The sequence below is a fragment of the Citrobacter sp. CFNIH10 genome (assembly GCF_002934585.1).
GTDB classification, from domain to species: Bacteria; Pseudomonadota; Gammaproteobacteria; order Enterobacterales; family Enterobacteriaceae; genus Citrobacter_A; species Citrobacter_A amalonaticus.
In genome coordinates this window covers 61,058-81,003 of sequence record NZ_CP026212.1, presented here as the reverse complement: position 1 = coordinate 81,003, position 19,946 = coordinate 61,058, and the positions used below count along the sequence as shown (strand labels likewise).

The 19,946-nt window shown below is 47.7% G+C and carries 19 protein-coding genes and 2 pseudogenes; 10 read left to right on the top strand and 11 right to left on the bottom strand.

Annotated features, from left to right (window positions below):
* Window positions 1-83: 83 nt before the first annotated feature.
* On the bottom strand, window positions 84-2,276 hold the full coding sequence (glgB, locus tag C2U53_RS01400; RefSeq protein ID WP_004099052.1) for a 1,4-alpha-glucan branching enzyme: 2,193 nt from the start codon (window positions 2,274-2,276) through the stop codon (window positions 84-86).
* Between the two features lie 372 nt (window positions 2,277-2,648).
* Between glgB and C2U53_RS01390 the strand changes: the two genes are divergently transcribed.
* From C2U53_RS01390 to C2U53_RS01375, 4 genes and pseudogenes are all read left to right on the top strand, one after another.
* Window positions 2,649-3,617 carry an IS5-like element IS903B family transposase gene (locus tag C2U53_RS01390; protein ID WP_013815099.1) on the top strand — a complete coding sequence of 323 codons (969 nt, stop codon included), beginning with the start codon at window positions 2,649-2,651 and terminating at the stop codon, window positions 3,615-3,617.
* Window positions 3,618-3,674: 57 nt separating this feature from the next.
* Window positions 3,675-3,953, top strand: a pseudogene (locus C2U53_RS01385) (ATP-binding protein); the annotation flags it as partial.
* A gap of 250 nt (window positions 3,954-4,203) precedes the next feature.
* Complete coding sequence (silE, locus tag C2U53_RS01380) at window positions 4,204-4,635, top strand: silver-binding protein SilE (protein WP_020803533.1); 432 nt, start codon at window positions 4,204-4,206, stop codon at window positions 4,633-4,635.
* Between the two features lie 147 nt (window positions 4,636-4,782).
* Entirely contained in the window at window positions 4,783-5,133 is a 351-nt protein-coding gene (locus C2U53_RS01375) for a DUF305 domain-containing protein (RefSeq protein ID WP_004187110.1), read from the top strand.
* Between the two features lie 185 nt (window positions 5,134-5,318).
* Here the strand turns inward: C2U53_RS01375 and C2U53_RS01370 are convergent, their stop codons facing one another.
* Both C2U53_RS01370 and C2U53_RS01365 read right to left on the bottom strand, forming a co-directional pair.
* A complete protein-coding gene (locus C2U53_RS01370) occupies window positions 5,319-6,227 on the bottom strand; it encodes an HNH endonuclease (RefSeq protein WP_032425603.1) in 909 nt (302 codons plus the stop codon).
* A 543-nt stretch (window positions 6,228-6,770) separates the two neighbouring features.
* Window positions 6,771-7,793: a helicase UvrD gene (locus C2U53_RS01365; protein WP_000361404.1), complete on the bottom strand. Its 1,023-nt coding sequence runs from the start codon at window positions 7,791-7,793 to the stop codon at window positions 6,771-6,773.
* 43 nt (window positions 7,794-7,836) lie between these two features.
* Between C2U53_RS01365 and C2U53_RS01360 the strand changes: the two genes are divergently transcribed.
* Window positions 7,837-8,805, top strand: a complete 969-nt coding sequence (locus tag C2U53_RS01360; protein ID WP_072269234.1) for an IS5 family transposase — start codon at window positions 7,837-7,839, stop codon at window positions 8,803-8,805.
* 41 nt (window positions 8,806-8,846) lie between these two features.
* Here the strand turns inward: C2U53_RS01360 and C2U53_RS01355 are convergent, their stop codons facing one another.
* From C2U53_RS01355 to vapB, 3 genes are all read right to left on the bottom strand, one after another.
* Window positions 8,847-10,406 (bottom strand): ATP-dependent endonuclease, encoded by a 1,560-nt coding sequence (locus C2U53_RS01355; RefSeq protein ID WP_103215780.1) that lies wholly within the window; start codon window positions 10,404-10,406, stop codon window positions 8,847-8,849.
* Window positions 10,407-10,479: 73 nt separating this feature from the next.
* On the bottom strand, window positions 10,480-10,896 hold the full coding sequence (locus C2U53_RS01350; protein ID WP_001044770.1) for a type II toxin-antitoxin system VapC family toxin: 417 nt from the start codon (window positions 10,894-10,896) through the stop codon (window positions 10,480-10,482).
* Complete coding sequence (vapB, locus tag C2U53_RS01345; protein WP_001261282.1) at window positions 10,893-11,123, bottom strand: type II toxin-antitoxin system VapB family antitoxin; 231 nt, start codon at window positions 11,121-11,123, stop codon at window positions 10,893-10,895. Before vapB ends, C2U53_RS01350 begins: the two co-directional genes overlap by 4 nt.
* Between vapB and C2U53_RS01340 the strand changes: the two are divergent.
* The 3 genes and pseudogenes from C2U53_RS01340 to C2U53_RS01330 all read left to right on the top strand — a co-directional run.
* Window positions 11,080-11,316: pseudogene (locus tag C2U53_RS01340) on the top strand (hypothetical protein); the annotation flags it as partial. The gene vapB and the pseudogene C2U53_RS01340 overlap by 44 nt on opposite strands.
* A gap of 68 nt (window positions 11,317-11,384) precedes the next feature.
* A complete protein-coding gene (locus C2U53_RS01335) occupies window positions 11,385-12,008 on the top strand; it encodes a hypothetical protein (protein ID WP_223345396.1) in 624 nt (207 codons plus the stop codon).
* Between the two features lie 18 nt (window positions 12,009-12,026).
* Window positions 12,027-12,467: a hypothetical protein gene (locus tag C2U53_RS01330; protein WP_047057603.1), complete on the top strand. Its 441-nt coding sequence runs from the start codon at window positions 12,027-12,029 to the stop codon at window positions 12,465-12,467.
* Between the two features lie 190 nt (window positions 12,468-12,657).
* Here the strand turns inward: C2U53_RS01330 and C2U53_RS30180 are convergent, their stop codons facing one another.
* Complete coding sequence (locus tag C2U53_RS30180) at window positions 12,658-13,095, bottom strand: hypothetical protein (protein ID WP_009309910.1); 438 nt, start codon at window positions 13,093-13,095, stop codon at window positions 12,658-12,660.
* Window positions 13,064-13,594: a hypothetical protein gene (locus C2U53_RS30175; protein WP_223174905.1), complete on the bottom strand. Its 531-nt coding sequence runs from the start codon at window positions 13,592-13,594 to the stop codon at window positions 13,064-13,066. Before C2U53_RS30175 ends, C2U53_RS30180 begins: the two co-directional genes overlap by 32 nt.
* A 322-nt stretch (window positions 13,595-13,916) precedes the next feature.
* On the opposite strand from C2U53_RS30175, the gene C2U53_RS01320 reads away from it, so the two are divergent.
* Window positions 13,917-14,258 carry a hypothetical protein gene (locus C2U53_RS01320; protein ID WP_071844672.1) on the top strand — a complete coding sequence of 114 codons (342 nt, stop codon included), beginning with the start codon at window positions 13,917-13,919 and terminating at the stop codon, window positions 14,256-14,258.
* Between the two features lie 107 nt (window positions 14,259-14,365).
* Here C2U53_RS01320 and C2U53_RS01315 read toward each other — a convergent pair whose 3' ends face one another.
* From C2U53_RS01315 to C2U53_RS01305, 3 genes are read right to left on the bottom strand one after another with little or no spacing between them, the layout of a single operon-like run.
* Window positions 14,366-15,001, bottom strand: a complete 636-nt coding sequence (locus tag C2U53_RS01315; protein WP_009309912.1) for a CPBP family intramembrane glutamic endopeptidase — start codon at window positions 14,999-15,001, stop codon at window positions 14,366-14,368.
* Complete coding sequence (locus tag C2U53_RS01310) at window positions 15,001-17,109, bottom strand: peptidase domain-containing ABC transporter (protein WP_032427226.1); 2,109 nt, start codon at window positions 17,107-17,109, stop codon at window positions 15,001-15,003. The genes C2U53_RS01315 and C2U53_RS01310 overlap by 1 nt, the downstream gene beginning before the upstream one ends.
* The gene (locus C2U53_RS01305; protein ID WP_103214963.1) at window positions 17,099-18,376 is read right to left on the bottom strand and encodes an HlyD family secretion protein; all 1,278 of its coding nucleotides are present in this window, start codon (window positions 18,374-18,376) and stop codon (window positions 17,099-17,101) included. Before C2U53_RS01305 ends, C2U53_RS01310 begins: the two co-directional genes overlap by 11 nt.
* A gap of 661 nt (window positions 18,377-19,037) precedes the next feature.
* Here C2U53_RS01305 and C2U53_RS01300 point away from each other — a divergent pair.
* Window positions 19,038-19,916, top strand: a complete 879-nt coding sequence (locus C2U53_RS01300) for a restriction endonuclease (RefSeq protein WP_032427228.1) — start codon at window positions 19,038-19,040, stop codon at window positions 19,914-19,916.
* Window positions 19,917-19,946 lie beyond the last annotated feature (30 nt).

Below are 19,946 nucleotides of genomic sequence, written 5' to 3'. Positions count from 1 at the left end.
GAAAAAGCCTCACTCTTCTGCAAAATAATTCAGAAGTGATCACCTCCGGTAATAAGTCAGCTGCAATAAATCAGCTGCGCGTTTTATTGCCCTGCAGATTCCCGTACCAGCCAGATTGTCGCCAGCGGCGGCAGAGTCACCGACAGCGAATGCTCCCGACCGTGGCTGGCGATCGCCTCGCTTGCCACGCAGCCGCCGTTGCCGGTGTTGCTCCCGTGGTAGTGCATCGAGTCGGTGTTCAGCTCTTCACGCCAGCGCCCCGGCTGGTTAATCCCGAAGCGATAGCCGTGACGCGGTACTGGCGTGAAGTTGCTCGCCACGATTATCTCGTTCCCGGCTTTATCGCGACGGACAAAGATAAACACCGACCGTTCATGGTCATCCACAACAAGCCATTCAAAGCCGTAGGGGTCAAAATCCAGTTCGTGCAGTGCCTTATGGTGGCGATAGGTATGGTTCAGATCGCGCACCAGACGCTGCACCCCGTGATGCCAGTTGTCGCCCCCTTCCAGCAGATGCCAGTCGAGGCTGGCGTCGTGGTTCCACTCCCGCCCCTGGGCAAACTCGTTGCCCATAAACAGCAGCTTTTTACCGGGGAAGGCAAACAGCCAGCCGTAGTAGGCGCGCAGGTTGGCGAACTTCTGCCAGGCATCGCCAGGCATCCGGTCAAGAATCGATTTTTTGCCGTGAACCACTTCATCGTGTGACAGCGGCAACACGAAGTTTTCGGTGTAGTTGTAGAGCATCCCGAAGGTCATCTTGTCGTGATGATAACGACGATAGATGGGATCGAGCTGCATATAGTCGAGGGTGTCATGCATCCAGCCGAGGTTCCATTTGAACCAGAAGCCAAGACCGCCCGTCGAAGACGGTCGTGTAACCCCGGCGAAGTCGGTGGACTCCTCCGCCATCGTGACCGCTCCCGGCGTCTGCTCACCGAGCACACGGTTGGTATTGCGCAGAAATTCAATCGCTTCGAGGTTTTCCCGGCCGCCGTACTCATTGGGCACCCACTCCCCCTCTTTGCGGCTGTAGTCGCGGTAGATCATTGACGCAACCGCATCCACGCGCAGGGCGTCGATCCCGAAGCGTTCAATCCAGTACAGCGCGTTCCCGACCAGAAAGTTGCTGACTTCACGGCGACCGTAGTTGTAGATCAGCGTATTCCAGTCCTGGTGATAACCTTCTCGCGGGTCGCTGTGTTCATACAACGCGGTGCCGTCGAACGATGCCAGCGCAAAGTCATCCGACGGGAAGTGGCCCGGCACCCAGTCGAGGATCACGTTCAGACCCGCGGCATGGGCAGCATTCAGGAAGTAGCGGAAGTCTTCACGGGTACCAAAACGGCGGGTCGGCGCGTACAGCCCGGTGGGCTGATAGCCCCAGCTGCCGTCGAACGGATGTTCGTTTACCGGCAGCAGCTCCAGATGGGTGAAGCCCATCCACTTCGCGTAAGGCACCAGCTGGTCCGCCAGCTCGCGGTAGCTGAGCCAGAAATGGTTATCGGCGTGGCGGCGCCACGAGCCAAGGTGCACTTCATAAATCGAAATCGGTGCATCAAACTGGTTGGCCTGCTGACGGGACTGTGGCTGTTCGACCTTTTCCGGCATGCCGCAGATAAGCGACGCGCTTTCCGGGCGCATCTGTGCCTCAAAGGCATACGGGTCGGATTTCACCCGCAGGTGGCCGTGGGCGTCAATCAGCTCGAACTTATACAGCTGGCCGTTATGCGCGCCGGGGACAAACAGCTCCCAGATGCCGGACTCTTTGCGCAGACGCATCGGGTGGCGGCGGCCGTCCCAGTAGTTGAACTGTCCGACCACCGACACACGACGGGCGTTCGGCGCCCAGACGGAAAAACGCGTCCCGGTGACGCCGTCCATGGTGTCGGCATGGGCTCCCAGCGTCTCGTAGGGCCGCAGATGAGTCCCTTCAGCGAGCAGCCAGGCATCAAGCTCCTGCAGCAGCGGGCCAAAGCGATAGGGGTCGTCAATCAGGTTTTGCTGACCGTGCCAGGTGACGGCCAGCTGGTAACGAAAAGGATTTTTCCGGCGCGGCAGAACGCCGCTAAAGAACCCGCGTGTGTCGAGGCATTCGAGTTTACCGACTTTGCGCCCGGTTTTCGGTTCAATCACCCATACATCGGTGGCATCGGGTAATAATGCGCGCACTTCCAGACCCGCATCGGTTGAGTGCATGCCAAGCACGGAAAATGGATCGGAACAATGACCTGCGAGAAGTGCGGAGATCGCACTTTTTTCATTATAATCAGACATGGCAGTCACCCTACTATCATCCTGCGGAAAGAATTAAAACGCCTCTTCCTGCTTTATTGATCCGGTAATATTCCGCTGCATGCTACGCATCGAAATATCAACACGTTATTCCAGAGCCTTAAGACATGTCGGTTGTCCACAAATAGAGAGTGATTAACCTCCTGAGAAGTGAGTTAAATGCGCTGTACGACTTCTGTATTATCTGTCTTCAGAATAATTACTCCTGATTTTCTTTCTGTGAGTAAACACTCATTTCTATATTAATGGGGAAACTAATTTTTATTTCGTCACGAATGATGAGTTTCCTTCTGCTGAATTCGTCAGATCGTATATAAAAAAAGGCTTTGTTGAATAAATCGAACTTTTGCTGAGTTGAAGGATCAGATCACGTATCTTCCCGACAACGCAGACCGTTCCGTGGCAAAGCAAAAGTTCAAAATCACCAACTGGCCCACCTACAATAAAGCCCTCATCAACCGTGGCTCCATAACTTTCTGGCTGGATGATGAAGCTATTCAGGCCTGGTATGAGTCAGCAACACCTTCTTCACGAGGCAGACCTCAGCGCTATTCTGACCTTGCCATCACGACTGTGCTGGTCATTAAACGCGTATTCAGGCTGACCCTGCGCGCTGCGCAGGGCTTTATTGATTCCATTTTTTCTCTGATGAACGTTCCGCTACGCTGCCCGGATTACAGCTGTGTCAGCAGGCGGGCAAAGTCGGTTAATGTCAGTTTCAAAACGCCCACCCGGGGTGAAATCGCACACCTGGTAATTGATTCCACCGGGCTGAAGGTCTTCGGTGAAGGCGAGTGGAAAGTCAAAAAGCATGGCCAGGAACGCCGCCGTATCTGGCGTAAGCTGCATCTCGCCGTTGACAGTAAAACACATGAAATCATCTGCGCTGACCTGTCGCTGAACAATGTGACGGACTCAGAAGCCTTCCCGGGTCTTATCCGGCAGACTCACAGAAAAATCAGGGCAGCATCGGCAGACGGCGCTTACGACACCCGGCTCTGTCACGATGAACTGCGGCGTAAGAAAATCAGCGCGCTTATCCCTCCCCGAAAAGGTGCGGGTTACTGGCCCGGTGAATATGCAGACCGTAACCGTGCAGTGGCTAATCAGCGAATGACCGGGAGTAATGCGCGGTGGAAATGGACAACAGATTACAACCGTCGCTCGATAGCGGAAACGGCGATGTACCGGGTAAAACAGCTGTTCGGGGGTTCACTGACGCTGCGTGACTACGATGGTCAGGTTGCGGAGGCTATGGCCCTGGTACGAGCGCTGAACAAAATGACGAAAGCAGGTATGCCTGAAAGCGTGCGTATTGCCTGAAAACACAACCCGCTACGGGGGAGACTTACCCGAAATCTGATTTATTCAACAAAGCCCGTCTCAATAAGAGAGCAGGAGAGCTTTTTTGACCTTGTGATTGAAAATCCGGGGAAACCGATCCCTGAAGAACATTTATCAAGGCTGTTTGACCGTTTTTATCGGGTGGATCCATCCAGACAACGAAAAGGAGAAGGCAGCGGCATCGGCCTTGCGATTGTGAAGTCAATCGTGGAAGCACATCACGGAAGAGTGCAGGTGGAATCAGACGTACGCTCCACGCGTTTTATCTTATCCGTGCCCAGACTGGAGAAAATGATCCCGGAAACCCAATGCTGAAAATAAAGATGTAAATGACAAAGATGTCATTAGCCTGTCATGCAGCAAACAGAAGCCATTCGATATAATTAGTGCAACTTATCAGGAAGGCTGGATTGCTTCATCAATACCCGGCGTCAGAGTACGCCAGGAAATGAATATCCAGCCCTCTTCCGGAGAAATAAACGCTGCCGAACTTGTTTCAGTTATGGAACTGAAAACACCGGTTGTACTTCCCCGGACATCACTAATTCAGAAATGGAGAGTTATCATGAAAAATATCGTATTAGCATCTTTGCTGGGCTTTGGTTTAATTTCATCGGCCTGGGCCACTGAAACCGTGAATATCCATGATCGCGTCAACAATGCACAGGCTCCTGCTCACCAGATGCAGTCTGCTGCGGCTCCTGTCGGGATCCAGGGGACTGCTCCTCGTATGACCGGTATGGGCCAGCATGAACAGGCCATTATTGCCCATGAAACCATGACGAACGGGTCGGCGGATGCGCACCAGAAAATGGTGGAAAGTCATCAGAGGATGATGGGAAGTCAGACCGTTTCCCCTACCGGGCCGTCAAAGTCATTCGCGGCAATGAATGAGCATGAAAGAGCTGCAGTTGCCCATGAATTTATGAATAACGGTCAGTCCGGCCCACATCAGGCCATGGCCGAAGCGCATCGTCGTATGCTCAATGCAGGCTGACGGCGATGGTAGTATCTTTGCAGTCCTGATTTCCTTGATAGATTTTTCCGTAACCGGATATATTGCAACATCTTTGCCCCCTACAGGGGGCATTTTTATCAGATTCTGCTACAGTTAACGGGTATCAACGCTAAAAGGATATTTTTTATGAAAGCCAGAAACACTTTATTTGCAGTATTAATGTTATCCCTGCCAGCGATTTCAGCAGAACATTCAGAAATGAAAATGACTGATATGTCTACCTCAGCTTCGTCACAGGAATATATGGCTGGCATGAAAGACATGCATGACAAAATGATGACTGCTGTAAATGAATCCGATCCCGACAAGGCTTTTGCGAAAGGCATGGTAGCACACCATGAAGGGGCAATAGCAATGGCTGAGACTGAGCTAAAATACGGAAAAGATCCCGAAATGAGAAAGCTCGCGCAGGACATCATTAAAGCTCAAAAAGGTGAAATTGAGCAGATGAATAAATGGCTTGATACTCAAAAGTAAAATTTGCAGAAATGTCACGATAAGCGTGGTTTTACATCATTCCTGGACACAGGAGTCTGTTAATCGTTAAATAATTCAAACCCGATTAATTTCGGGTTTTGTATTTTTACGCGCCAAATCGGTAACTGCCAGGAAATAATGACATTCTCTGTAAGTAAGGTAAAAGCATTACTATTGAATAACATTCACCTGTTCTGTCCTTTATAATAGCGAATCAAATCCTCCAGAGATATATCGATAGCTACCTGTTTTAACAACTCCTTTCTCTCATTATATATTTTCTCAAGCATTTCTTCATATCCCTGTCCGAGGTGAATTTGCTTATGGCAATTGCAACACAGCGATATTATATTTTCTTCGACGTCAAGCGAAGTGTTAAAGTCATCCTGCCTGGACATAGGTACAATGTGATGAGGTTCAGTATAATTCAGGGGAGAGTTACGCCTTCTGAAGGTTGGGTGTTCGCCATCGACTTCACATCTGTAACCTGCTTTGTTCAGTGCATTTTTTGAAACCCCTTTACTTCTTGGGTACGAGACGCTATTTTTTACTTCTGTTGCATGTTTCTTTGGTTTAGCTTCCCCTGTATATTCAAATGTCTGCGCGACATCAAATGTATTATTCGCCTCCATGGCGTTGATCAACTCATCGTCTGAGTAATACTCATTGGTGGTTATTTCTTTCGACCCAAAAAAATCCAGTTCTTTAATTGCCTGAACAAGTTCATCACGAATAGTCCATAAGTATCTTTTTGGTTTTTCACCGGTTTCTTTACTCTTCATGACTGTAATGAATTTTGTGCCAGGTGCTATATTGCCGATCCCTTTAACTTCAAATCTGCCAAGCTCTTTTTGAACTCTACCACCGAGCCCGTTAATAACGCCATTAGCACTCATACTGTGCTGTTCGTACTTTTTGCCTATATCGAAACATGTGCAGGAATGATTTGGTTCAATATACCATTTTTTTAACGCCTCAATACTTTTAGAGTCAAAAACCTTTTCATTCATTAACAGAGCTTTCCATTCTTCCACACTGATATCAATGTCGCAGACGTACTCCCCGTCAATTACCTGGCAAATCTTATTGATCACGATCATCCCCCTGTAATAAAAAATCATCACAATACACAGTTCGTTACCCGGCATGAGTGCGGCCGGGTAACATCTGCAGTATGCCATATTCACAGCTCAGGTAAATCAGAAAAACTATTTTTACAGTACCACAAATGAAATTGTTTCATAAATGACAGGATCTCAGCATCCATAACCAACCATTCCATGTTTTCAGCCTGCCCCAGATATAGTGGACAGATAATTCTGCTCATTATCCGCGACGATGAAACAGTCTCCGGTCAACAAAACCGTACAATACTTTCAATGATCTGCACTTTTAACTGCACAAGCGACATACCATTCAGAACTTAAAAAGTTAACAATGTTTTCATACTGGCGTGTATGCCACATTATTAGCATTTTGCGAATAAAAATAACTGGCATAATTGTATTTAATGATAATGTTACATATTGTTAGCCAGGTTCCGGAAAGCGAGAACCGGAACCGCACCTGTCCAGCCGGTATTCCCGTCGATGACCCTCGCTTTTTACTGATTTGTGCCCGACTGAGAAGTCGGTAACTCAGTTTCGGAATCGGCGCAGATGAGTTTCGGGAACAAAATAAATGTTGCCGCGCGCCCGTGAGCATGCCACGTACAGCCTGTTACGGGACGACGGTGGAAGGGTTGCCAGTTCCTGACGGGTCAGAAGCTTCCAGTGGGAGGATCCCATCACAATGCAGACATCCTGAAAGTGATCGAGCCCTTTACTGGCGCCCCAGTTCATGGAATAGCAGCCGTAACGGTGATGTTCACGATAGAAGAGCTTAATCACCGTATTATCGGCGTGCAGGGTGGCTGAGCGCTCTGTATCTGCGATCGTTTCAATCAGGGAGGCATGTATCCCATGGGCAGCGATACGGATGTTCAGTTGCCCGGTGATAAACTCGCACACTGAAGCTGAGCAACGCCATGTCCGGTTGAGCGTGTCCCGGTCAACCGCGAAACCTGCTGCGTCGAAGCGGGCCTCATATCGCGTGATGTCGTCGTGCAGCGTTGAATTAACGTTGCCGTCATGGCTTGTATCAAAGGTATGCTGATAAAAATCGCCGCAACAGAGCACAGTGATTTCCGCGCGGCAGAGCTCCAGCAGAAAATTAAAGTCATGTCCGGCAAAGTCCTGGACTTCATCGACAAGCAGTTCATCATAGTAACGGGCAAGCCGGATACGGATATCCGGCAGCAACCCCCGGGCTGTCAGTAAATGTGCGAGCCTCCGGTGATACAGCCGTCCGGCGGGATCCTGATAATGCCGGGCATTCGTGCGCGGTATTCTGGGTGGGGGCTGGTCGAAGCTCAGGCCACGCGATGCCAGCTGCTCCTGCAGGAAAGGCCGGAAGCAAAAACCGTGCAGAAACTCAAACCAGGTCATCACCCTGATCCCTTCCGGGATAAAGCCAAAACGTCTGATAATCTGTGCCCGCAGATGCGCTTCATTATTCACGGTGAAGGTCAGGAGCAGCGTCCTCCTGTCCTCACTCAACCGTCGTATCAGCAGCGTGGTCTTGCCCGAGCCGGCAACCGCAAATATCACTCTCTTATCCATGCCAGTGCCTCGGCTTTGTTGAATAAATCGAACTTTTGCTGAGTTGAAGGATCAGATCACGTATCCTCCCGACAACACAGACCATTCCGTGGCAAAGCAAAAGTTCAGAATCACCAACTGGTCCACCTACAACAAAGCTCTCATCAACCGTGGCTCCCTCACTTTCTGGCTGGATGATGAGGCGATTCAGGCCTGGTATGAGTCGGCAACGCCTTCATCACGAGGAAGGCCCCAGCGCTATTCTGATCTCGCCATCACCACCGTTCTGGTGATTAAACGCGTATTCCGGCTGACCCTGCGGGCTGCGCAGGGTTTTATTGATTCCATTTTTGCCCTGATGAACGTTCCGTTGCGCTGCCCGGATTACACCAGTGTCAGTAAGCGGGCAAAGTCGGTTAATGTCAGTTTCAAAACGTCCACCCGGGGTGAAATCGCACACCTGGTGATTGATTCCACCGGGCTGAAGGTCTTTGGTGAAGGCGAATGGAAAGTCAGAAAGCACGGCAAAGAGCGCCGTCGTATCTGGCGAAAGTTGCATCTTGCTGTTGACAGCAACACACATGAAGTTGTCTGTGCAGACCTGTCGCTGAATAACGTCACGGACTCAGAAGCCTTCCCGGGTCTTATCCGGCAGACTCACAGAAAAATCAGGGCAGCATCGGCAGACGGCGCTTACGACACCCGGCTCTGTCACGATGAACTGCGGCGTAAGAAAATCAGCGCGCTTATCCCTCCCCGAAAAGGTGCGGGTTACTGGCCCGGTGAATATGCAGACCGTAACCGTGCAGTGGCTAATCAGCGAATGACCGGGAGTAATGCGCGGTGGAAATGGACAACAGATTACAACCGTCGCTCGATAGCGGAAACGGCGATGTACCGGGTAAAACAGCTGTTCGGGGGTTCACTGACGCTGCGTGACTACGATGGTCAGGTTGCGGAGGCTATGGCCCTGGTACGAGCGCTGAACAAAATGACGAAAGCAGGTATGCCTGAAAGCGTGCGTATTGCCTGAAAACACAACCCGCTACGGGGGAGACTTACCCGAAATCTGATTTATTCAACAAAGCCCAGTGCCTCCTGAATATAATCAGGTACGGTCAGCTCTCCGGCGTGCAGCTGTAACAGCCGGAATGCTGCTTCTGCCTTATTGGCCAGCATGTATTCCTGCACCGTGAGTGTCCGGCGGGGTCCGAGGAAAAGCGTATCACACAGATCAGCGTTATCCTGATACAGGCTGATTTCAAATGTGGATCGGGTGTTATCGCGATCAGCAAATACCCGGGAGCGGGAACAAATCACGTCAGCATAGCGTTCATCGCAGTTTTGCTGATAGTTGCCGTCATTATCACGAAGGGCCGCGACGCGATTTTCCAGAAGACGGGCCAGTTCAAGATAACGACGGAAACTCGTTCCGCCGATAGCGATGATGTGAACTCCGTCTTCCTCCGGTGCCCTGCCATACAGGCGGCGATAAAAGGCCTCGATCAGAATAAACTCAGCATCCCCCTCCACGAGCAGCACACGTCTGGCCAGCGCAAATTCCAGTACGTTATTATCCGGTGCTTTCATGAAGAAGGCGGCAGTCTCAGCGGAAAGTTCATTCATCAGTACCGGCCGGGCAGACCCGAGGAGGATTGCCTTACGCAGATCGAGGCGGGAGGAGATATGGCTGCTGTGTGTGGCAATAAACACCTGCGTCTGCCGTTCAGTGGCAAGCTGATTAACCAGCCTCTTCATACTGACATGGCTGAGATGATTTTCCGGCTCCTCAAGCAACAGTACGTGGAGCTCTCCCTGCTGCTGATGCCGCTGCAGCGCAAACTCCGTTTTGATGAAGCACTGCCTTCCTTTTCCACGGTGACGAATGGAAATACCGTCCTCGGTAATGTCCAGATTCGCCTCAAGCCCTGATTTAGCACCGGAACGCACGCCAAACTGATACGTTTCCAGCGTGTCGTTTATGGCTGACAGATGCCGGGTGCAGAAGTGCATTTTCTGTTGCCGGTAACTGTTTTCAAGCCGGTACCGATCGGCCACCGGCACATTGACGCTGTAAACTGTGCGCGTATATTCCTGTGCGGCGTGCTCGTTATCGATGCGTGCACTGTCTAAGAGCAGATGGCGCAGATAGCGTCTGAAGCTGGCGAAATGACCACCGGAGAAGGTGCTGAACCGCACGGAATAGTATTCATAGGGAAAATTATCGGGATCCTGCTGTAGTACATTGTGAATATCCTGGCCGTATTCCTCCGTCATTGGTGCAATACGCATTCTGAGACCATCCGCATTGATACCCGCCAGATTTTGCCTGCCGTTCAGGTCAGGATCTCCCCCATTACTCAGGAAAACGTCAGCTGTCAGCACGGGTAACTGATCGGCGCGGCGCTCACCTTCCTGAAACTGCCTTACTGCTGACTGGGACAGGAGCGATTCCACACCCAATGCCTCGACCCGGTGCCGGCTGTCACTCAGCACAAGGTCAAGGGCCAGCAGAATCGTGCTTTTCCCGGACTCATTGTCCCCGACCAGAATGTTACGGTCATGAGTGAAGCGCAGGTCCAGTTCCGGAAACTTTTTAAAGTTTTGCAGCATAAGCCGCGTGATCAGAGGCATCTTTTATTCCTTTATATACCGCTGACTGAAAGAGTGTCCGGCTGCGCCAGACCGCCTGTTTTGTTTTACAGCGTTATCTTACCCAGTCTTCCAGCACAAGACCCGGTACCCGCTCAAATTCCCGCGTATTATTCGTCACCAGCACGGCACCGGCGGCGATGGCGTGCCCGGCAATGGCCGTGTCGTTCGGGCCGATCGGCGTCCCGGCCATTCGCAGCGCCACCTTAATCTCCGTGGTGGCGTCCACCGCAGCGCGATCCCAGGGCAGGATGGCATCGAGGCGGGCGCAGAACGCGTCGACCAGCTCGACGTGGCGCGGGGAGGCCTTCGGGCCGGTGGCCCCGAAGCGCATTTCAGAATAAGTGATGGCCGAGACAACGATGCGCTGGCCGCGCAGCACCGCCTGCTCCAGGCGCTTCAGGACGGCTTCCGGCTGCTCGCGCATGATGAACGAGCAGATACAGGTGTCGAGCATATAGGTCTTGTTCACAGGTTAAATCGTCCTTCGTCGCTGACAACGTCCTCGCGCTCCGCCATAAAGTCCGGGTCTGCCTTCTCGAACTGCGCGAACGAGCCCCAGGTCGGCCGGACGGGACGCAAAATAATGCTGTCCCCTTCCCGGACGATCTCCAGCTCGCTCACTCCCTCAAAATCCAGATCGCGGGGCAGACGAATGGCGCGGTTATTGCCGTTTTTAAAAATGGATACAGTTCTCATCATTTCCTCCTGGCCGACCGGCCTGTATGACTATGTTCAGTATATGCAGATGCAAAGCATATGTATAGTCATAGCATATGCAGATGGTAAGTATATGCGTATGCCACACCTATGCAGATGCCCGGCATATGGATATGTTGAACCTATGTTGTATTCTCTCTTTTCCCGGTCAGATCCGAAAAAAGCTAATTCGGAAGCCCGGTATTGGAGGTGATTAACGTATTCATGTATTAGGCTCCTGAGCGGGCAAAGGTGCATAATGTGGTCCTCTTTGAATATGAGAACATGGCAATGAAAGATAACCAGAACGAAGTCGCTCGCGATATGTGGGTTGAAGCGTTGAGTTCATTGTTTAAAGGTGATTCCAAGGAAGAATTGTACCGGATTTCAGATGATGAGATTGATGCCCTGGAGGGGTTGTGTCCGGACAGATGGCCAACGGCAGGACAGACAGAAATTAACTGGGATCTGTCTGTTCCGGGGCGCAAACATACGATTGACCTTCCGGGTACATGGGTATTGCAGCCTGCTGACTGTGAACAAATTGATCTCAGTTCTCTGGTGCTGGGGAAAGCCTCTTTTGCTGATTTTGAACCTCTTATTAATTCCTTCTTTCGACTGACAGATTCCAGTCTCTGGACGAGGCTTGAACCCCGGAAGCTGGGGATGGCCATACTTCATATCGCAAAAGGATGGCCTATCTCGCCTGTCTTGTTAAGTTTGCACGAAGATGGCGGATTTCATTTCGGCGGTGGGTCCCATCGTTATCAAGTACTGAAGCGGTCTGGATCCCCTCATTTTTACTTTCTGGCTGAGCCAGATGATGTTCCGGCCATTAATAAGCAACTTACGGTTCAGTGGATGCGCGACTATCAACTATCCTGAGAAACAGGAGTCTCAATAATGGGTGCAATTTACAAAGGGTTGCAGTTCAAAACTGCGTTGGAAGCACGCTGGGCCGCATTTTTCGACCTTGCTGGCTGGGAATGGCATGTGAATCCTGTATGTGTTGGTGACTGGTCTCCCGATTTCTGGGTCAGTTTTCCGTGTAGTCACTCGGAATGTGGTTCACACACGTTACTTATTTCCGTTTTACCTATTGATAATATTGAAGATTATAATAATCACCCAAGCTTAAAGCATGCTTTCACTATCCAGGAAGATCCTCAAAGGATTCATGAAGGCGTAGAGGCAGGCGCCGCTTTTGGTAGTAGCCCAGAAGTAACGACCTGGGTATCAGCCCACGGCTCTGGCGGCGGAACGCACAATGTCCCATTCTTCGTACCTGGTGCCGGTGAACTGTGGCTAAGGGCTGAAAAACGTGTGCTTCGCCAATCGGTTTAGTGAGACTTAATCTTCAGAGTGTAATATATCGGCGCGTGTGAAAAATGGATTTACGACAGCAATGCATGCCAGAATATGCAGCAAGAAGGTAGGACTGCCTCACCTCTTGCTGAAGATGGTATCTGAACCCGGAAGTCGTTCAGCCTTGACGGTTTTGTGAGGAGTCCCCTTCCACAAAGGAGGGGGCTCCTCAGAGGGTACGGATAAAATCGGGACCAATAATGCCAATGATCCGGGTACGGCTGGTCAGGCGGATGATTTTTTGCTGTCCGAGCCCCCGCAATAATTTTCTGATCTCTTTACTGCGCCGCACGTTCAGGTCGTGCATCAGCTGTGCCCGTCCGGTGAAACTCAGCAAACCGTCGTGCGTGGCCAGTGCCTCGAAACGCAGGTGATGGCCTTCTGCCAGAAACGCAGCATGCCTTGCAGGACTGAGCCAGCTGAGAGCCTCCAGCATGTCTTTCCATGCCCGACGCAACAGCTGCAGGGACGCCTGAAGACCATATACCGGGCGGTTGTAATCCGGCGCACCGGTAACCGGATCTTCCTCCTGGAATTTCCAGACTGCTTCATGGTGCGCCAGGCGGTTAGGCAAGTCACGGATACGGGTAAATTTCTTTTCCAGCACGTGACGGGGGGTACCCGGGGAACACCGACGGAAGCAACTGGGGCCACAGGAGCGAGCGGTTCCGCGGTTCATCGTAGTTTTTCGTCAGAAAATTGGTCCAGAAACCAAAGTCCAGTCCGGAGATCACCCGCTCTGCCGTCGGCGCCTTGCCCGCAGCACGGATACGTTTTGACACCTTACGGATACAGTCTTCCTCCCAGGCTGTCCGGTCATAAACCGGTTTCCCGTGATGCATGAGCTTCTGGCCACGGGCATCGGTTTTGTAGCGCTTGTTCTGGCGTATCCAGGTCTTTTCACCGATATAGCGGGGTAAATCAAAAATCCAGTTGGTATCGGTTCGCCAGTGTCCGGCAGCGCCGGGCAACCGGGCATGGCGAATACTGTAATCGATGGCGTTACGCAGCGTCACCTCAAGGCAGTGCATCAGCGGCTGCATGGTGGCGGAAACGGCTTTTTTCCAGTTATACCAGCCCAGTTCTTCACCAGGTTTCAGCTTCAACTAGGGTTCTACGCGTGTGCTATACAGGGGTTTTTCGAGCCCTGGACCATGTCACTTCCCTGTGAACCGGACCGACTCTGTCTGCGGTTTCAGATGCCTGTCGCTGCTCGGTTTCACATGCGGGATTGAACCTTAACATTGCTTACCGGAGTAACTAACTGATTTTCGGATAATATATCCATTCACAGAAAGATTATTATTGCCTGCCATACAGGATTAATCTTCCCTCCCCCTGAATATTAACAGGTTTAAAATACTTGACGTTTTTTTTACAAAAGATCTATACCAAAATGAATGTCCACACACTGTAAAAGGAGTTTTTATGAAAACTTTATCGTTTGATGAAATGAAGAGGGTTTCAGGCGCTGGTCACTTCGGTGATGTGCGGGATGCCAATATGGGAAAAAGTAATAAAAATACCGGAAGTAATAACAAAGGTAACACCGGGTATTACAATAATCTGGGGCAAGATGTAAACTGCAATAATGGTATTATTGGCGGCATGATTGCCGGTGCTCCTGGCGGCGTTTTGGGTCTGGGGACGGGTCTGGTTGGTGGTGCGCTTGCAGGAGGCTGTTTTTCTCACGGAAATGGAAATGGCGGTGGTAGCGGTAAATCCTCCGGAAGTAATTGTGGTTCAGGAGTGGGCGGCACCTGTAAATAATCGTAGCTGAAATAAAAGGCACAGGGTGGTAAGTATAGAGCTCTGTGCCAGTTATAATTTTTCCGGTCGCTGTTATAACGATAGAAAACTATAGCACCCCGGAATGGTCATTGAAATCGCAAGAATAAAACAAAGCCATTCATTAATGAGTGAAGTATAAAAGGAAGTAATATTCCGTAACTCAGCACTCTCGCATATGTCAGGATCACCGAGATAAAAAACAGGATAAACAAGCTTAATATATCATAATACCAGTGAAGGGATAAAAATATCAGTGAGGTTAAAACTACGGAAGTCATTGTGCTACACATCAATGTATTTTTAAAAAATCCATAAACAACACCTCTGAATATTATTTCCTCATACAAAGGTGCTAATATTACTACAGCAATGATATTTATAACTAGAATGATATTGATATCCAAGGGAGGGGACTGTATATATGACGACTGATAACGAAACATCATAAATTGAACTGATAAAATCAAAGACATAAACACAATAAATAAATCAATACGCCGTTCGCCAAGACCGTAACCCTTTGTGTGTTTATAAAATTGAAAATAAACTGGAGTGATTGTTATCAATATCGCTGAAGACATTAAGGGGATAACCATATCAATACCAACAATACCTGTGTTAATCAGGTATGTCTGAAATATCCACGGATAAGCAAAGGCAATAAAAATAAATCCTAAACACACAAACAGTTCTTTATATTTTAAATTGAAAAGTCGTGGCATTATAAATTTTCCTGTAAAGTGATGATGCGATCAGCTGAGTTAATAGTGGATTTTCTGTGCGCGATCACAATGCGTGTGATATTCAGCGATTTTATCGCATCGTTGATGTATTGTTCATTTGTATTATCCAGAGAACTGGTTGCTTCATCCATGAAGAGAATGGATGGTTTTTTATAAATTGCCCTTGCGATAAAAATACGCTGTTTTTGTCCACCTGATAAACCTTCACCCAGCTCTCCGATTAATGTATCATAACCCATCGGCATTCTTTCTATATCATCGTGTATCTGTGCAAATCTGGCACACTCAATCAGCCAGTTATCATCAATTTGAGTAGAAAAGGAACAGATATTATCCCTTAATGTTCCGGAGAAAAGCCTGTCATCCTGTAAAACGCAGGCGATTAATTTTTGATAGTTGTTAATACCCAATTCTTTTATGTCAATACCATCTACAAGTATATTTCCTTCACTTGCCGGGAATAATCCGCACAGTACCTTCAATAGCGTCGTTTTCCCTGTCCCGGAAGCACCTGTAATTGCTACATGCTCACCAGGTTGTATCTCTATATTTAGATGTCTTAGAGTATATGATGCATAACTATCATATTTATAACTGATATTCTTTGCCGACAGTGAGACAGGGCACATGTCATTTTTTACCGGAATATCATCTTTAAATGGGGAAACTTCAGTAAGTGCTATATCCGAAACCCTTTCGTTATGAAGGCTCATGATCTGAAGTCTGAGTAAAAAATCTATAAATGATGCAATTCGATCAGAAAACTGACCTCGATAGGAACTAAAAGCAACAAACATGCCAATTGTCATATTTCCCGATATCACTAAACTGGCTCCAAGCCAGAGGATGAGTATCTGCTCCATCGTCGCAATCAGTGTATTAATGCCTCCAAAGAACAGGTTTAATCTGGATACTTTTATTCCGGTATTAATCGAGTCAACTTCAAGATTAAACCAGTTTTCCTCTCTCCGTTTATTCAGCCCCTGTACCTTTACAGTGGCAATACCATAAAGTGTCTCCATAAAGAAGGAATTAGCTCTTGCATCCTTTATTAAGGACTCTTCAGATAACTGACGATATCTGTTGTAGGTTAGTACCCGGATAAATACATATAGACAGGTAAAAAGGATAACAAACCAGGTAAGCCACCCGCCATAGAGTACCAACATAATCAATAATCCGATGATCATAATGGAGTCAATTATTGCACCGACAATACTGGTTGTAAACGTCTCCTGAAGGGTGTTCAGGGAACCAAATCGGCTCTGTATATCACCAAATTTTCGGCGTTCAAAATACTCTAGAGGCAATTTTAGTAAATGCTGCAGTAATCCCTTTTGCCATTGGGCATTAATAAATGATGACATAATCAGTACTGTCCATGAGCGAATAAGACCAGTAATGGTTCTGAGTGCCACAAAGAAAACAAGGCCGAAACAAATTAATGTTAATAGACCGGAGTCATTTGCCGGTATGGCATGATCCATGACCAGTTGGGTTGCAACAGGCATCACTAAGTTTATACTTTCAATAATGATAGACAGGAAAAATATTTTCGTCAGTGCACTGTATAAACCATGGGTATTTTCAAGCATGGCTCTAAGGCTGATTTTATTTTTTACGTTTTCTTTTAAAAAATTGTTGTCAGGCCATATTTCCAGAATAATACCTGTGAATTTTTTTGAGAGTTCACTCTTAGCAACCTTCACAATCCCGACTGATGGGTCATGAATTGTGAATTTTCCATTCTTAATTTTTGTTAATACAACAAAATGATTAAAATCCCAGTGTAATATGCAAGGAAGCTTCACTGAATGTAACTCATCCAGCTCTACGGACACAGCTCTCGTAGACATATGCATCTTAACAGCAATATCATTTAAACTTGCTAAATCAGTTCCTCTGCTCGAAAGATTGAATTTTTGTCTTAGCGTAAAGATATCAATATTCTTTCCATAATAACCACATATCATTGCCAGGCATGCCAATCCACATTCCGAAGACTCCGTTTGATGGATCATAGGAAAACGTGATTTCAAACCTAAATCAAGTTTGTTTTTTAATACACTGACAACTTCACTTTTCATGAATATTACCCTGAGCACTTTTTACTACATCATAGAGTGGTGATATCATCCATTGGTATATCTTTCGATTTTCCAGGAATAATGTTAATTCTGCTCTCATCCCATTCTCCAGATGTATTTCTTCCTTGTTATAATATATCCTATCATTTTCAGGTGTGACCATGACCCGGTAATAAGCATGGCCAGAGAATAACTTTATATTATCTAATAAGTGATAGCTTAACATTTCTTGTTGCGAAGAAGGAGACTTAGATATTGAATGAATGATGCCATTAAATTGTCCAAACTTTTCATATGCAAAAGCGTCATAACGGATTCTGACGTGGTCACCTTTTTTTATATACGGAACGGCCATATCAGGTATCCATAAAATTAAGTATAGTTTTCTATCTCTCTCCGGTATTATCTGCGACAGAGTATCACCTGCATTAACAATCTGACCCTGAGATACATTCAATGTATCGATTATGCCATCTGACGGTGATCTTATTATAATGCTACTATTTAGCCCTGATTTTATTAATTCTTTTTTAAGTTCATTGCGCTGCAATTTCATCTGATATATTCTGCTGTCATATTCTGAAGTCTGTATCTGAACTTCTCTCTCAAGATTTTTTATTTGCAATGCATTTTGTATATTCTGGTTTTTAATGGACAAGACTGAATTTTCTTGCTGATAGTAGAGCGACATTTGGTTTTTTAGCTGATCGTTGTTAATTAATCCATTTTTCCGGTACTGTTCATAATTTCTCATGTTGTTTTCCATTTTTTGTAGTCCCTGCTCTGCAGTTCGTACAATCGAAGACGAGATATCGTATGCTTCCTTATATTTATTTCTCTGATCTTTAATTGACTGCAGTGTTTCGTCTCTCCCCTTTTCCAGGTTTCGGATGATCTCATCAATTCCATGTAACTGAGAAGTTATTTCGTTAAATTCGTTATCACTGACAACGCCGGATCGGGTTGTTTTACTTGTATCCAGCTCATAAAGACGGTCCCCTTTTCTAATTTTCTGCCCTTCCTTCACATATGATCTGACTACATACCCTTGTTGACTGGTTGATATAACAATTGGACGGGGCCAGGTGGTCACTTCCGCGGACACATTAATACGCCTGGTATAACTGCCAGAAATGATGAAAACGATAAAAAAAGTTATAAAGACGAAGCAGCTTAAAACGATACACCATAAGGGGATACCTGGCAGCAATATTGCTTTTGCTTTCCATACAGAATTACGGTGTTGTAACGCTTCCTGCCTGAACATTCCTTACTATCCTCCGGAGTTCCATTACTGGTGATGAACATTTATAATTGTTGATATATACTATAATAAATGATCGGAGATGACGTATGAAAAAAAATCCAGAAACCGCAATTCATGAAGCAGATGCCAGAGAGAAACAAGCTTTCCGGTATCATCGCTGGATATTAAAGGGAGTATGGTGTTTTGCCGTTCTGTTTTTTATCTGGTTACTATTTCTGTCCCATCGCTAATGAACTGAGGTACTCTCTCTGGTCTGGTGTTCTCTGCTTGATCAGTTCCTGTGACCAACCTGTTATGATGTAACAGGAAGTGTTTCGCGGGACCAGCCATCCCGCATGAAATATTCTGAGAATAACTCATGCGTCATTTTTATGTGGGAAGTATACCGTCATTGAGCTATTTCAGCGCTTCGCTGGTTTTTTTTGCCAGCGCTTAACTTTTTTAATTTAAGCAAAAATATACTGACAATATTGCGCCAAGTGCATTAATGCTTAAAAAGCAAATATATTTAGTATTTATCTCTAATTACGCATTAAACCTCTCCCGGGCTCGTGACATCCTGAAACCCCAAAAATCGGAACCACCCAAATTGACGCATGGCATTGACTCAGTACCTCCTGAATTGACATCCCGTTATACTCTGTAAAAACAGGAGGCTGGCATGAAACTGAAAATACAGGACCTGAGACTGTTTAATCTCGTCTTTGAAAGCGATCCGGGCTGGATACTCGATTTCTCCAACCGTACGCTGTCGGCTTTTTTTGATGAAGAGCTGAACATTGATATTGATGATGAATGTTATAAGGAAGAAGGAACCTCAAAAGCTAAACGGGTAAGATGTTTGCTGAAACAGGTGGATCGTGAGACAGCCCTGCGGGTTCTTGATACCCTGTGGCGGTATAAAATGGAGACCATGCCTGAGCAGGCCGAACAAAGCCGAAATGACTGGCTTGCACTGATTTCACGGCTGAAAAATACGGACGCTGATACAGCCAAAGGCGACAGGCCTGTGCAGGCATGGCACGGTGTCGACTGGCCTTCACTGATAGCCGAAATGAACGAGATGAAATCCCTGTCGCCACATCCGCGGGGTTTCCGTTTTGAAGCATGGCTTGCAGAACTTTTCAGTATCTTTAAGCTTGCCCCCCGCTCGTCATTCCGTAACACGGGCGAGCAGATTGACGGCAGCTTCCGGCTGAATGATGACTTTTACCTGTTGGAAGCTAAGTGGCATCAGAACAGAACGCCAGCGGCAGATTTGCACGTATTCGAAGGAAAACTCAGCACCAAGGCGAAGTGGGCCCGGGGCGTGTTCATCAGTTGGATGGGGTTTACTGATGAAGGTCTGACAGCCTTCGTGAAAGGAAAACGGGTGATCTGTGTCAGTGGTTATGATCTTTACCATTCACTCAGTCACGGTATCGCTCTGCCCGACCTTCTGGACGCAAAACTCCGACACGCAGCGGAAACAGGGGAGCCTTATGCCCAGTTTGACATGCTTTACACTCTTAAGGGCATAATAACCGGCACGCCGAAATAACCTGCAGGGTAATTCAAGAAATTACCCTGC

Excerpts from the sequence above, each read along its gene's own strand:
- silE (WP_020803533.1), top strand. The coding sequence starts at position 4,204 with ATGAAAAATATCGTATTAGCATCTTTGCTGGGCTTTGGTTTAATTTCA.
- C2U53_RS01330 (WP_047057603.1), top strand. The coding sequence starts at position 12,027 with ATGGGTGCAATTTACAAAGGGTTGCAGTTCAAAACTGCGTTGGAAGCA.
- C2U53_RS01300 (WP_032427228.1), top strand. The coding sequence starts at position 19,038 with ATGAAACTGAAAATACAGGACCTGAGACTGTTTAATCTCGTCTTTGAA.
- C2U53_RS01375 (WP_004187110.1), top strand. The coding sequence starts at position 4,783 with ATGAAAGCCAGAAACACTTTATTTGCAGTATTAATGTTATCCCTGCCA.
- C2U53_RS01320 (WP_071844672.1), top strand. The coding sequence starts at position 13,917 with ATGAAAACTTTATCGTTTGATGAAATGAAGAGGGTTTCAGGCGCTGGT.
- C2U53_RS01310 (WP_032427226.1), bottom strand. The coding sequence starts at position 17,109 with ATGAAAAGTGAAGTTGTCAGTGTATTAAAAAACAAACTTGATTTAGGT.
- C2U53_RS01365 (WP_000361404.1), bottom strand. The coding sequence starts at position 7,793 with ATGGATAAGAGAGTGATATTTGCGGTTGCCGGCTCGGGCAAGACCACG.
- C2U53_RS01355 (WP_103215780.1), bottom strand. The coding sequence starts at position 10,406 with ATGCCTCTGATCACGCGGCTTATGCTGCAAAACTTTAAAAAGTTTCCG.
- C2U53_RS01315 (WP_009309912.1), bottom strand. The coding sequence starts at position 15,001 with ATGCCACGACTTTTCAATTTAAAATATAAAGAACTGTTTGTGTGTTTA.
- vapB (WP_001261282.1), bottom strand. The coding sequence starts at position 11,123 with ATGAGAACTGTATCCATTTTTAAAAACGGCAATAACCGCGCCATTCGT.
- C2U53_RS01305 (WP_103214963.1), bottom strand. The coding sequence starts at position 18,376 with ATGTTCAGGCAGGAAGCGTTACAACACCGTAATTCTGTATGGAAAGCA.
- glgB (WP_004099052.1), bottom strand. The coding sequence starts at position 2,276 with ATGTCTGATTATAATGAAAAAAGTGCGATCTCCGCACTTCTCGCAGGT.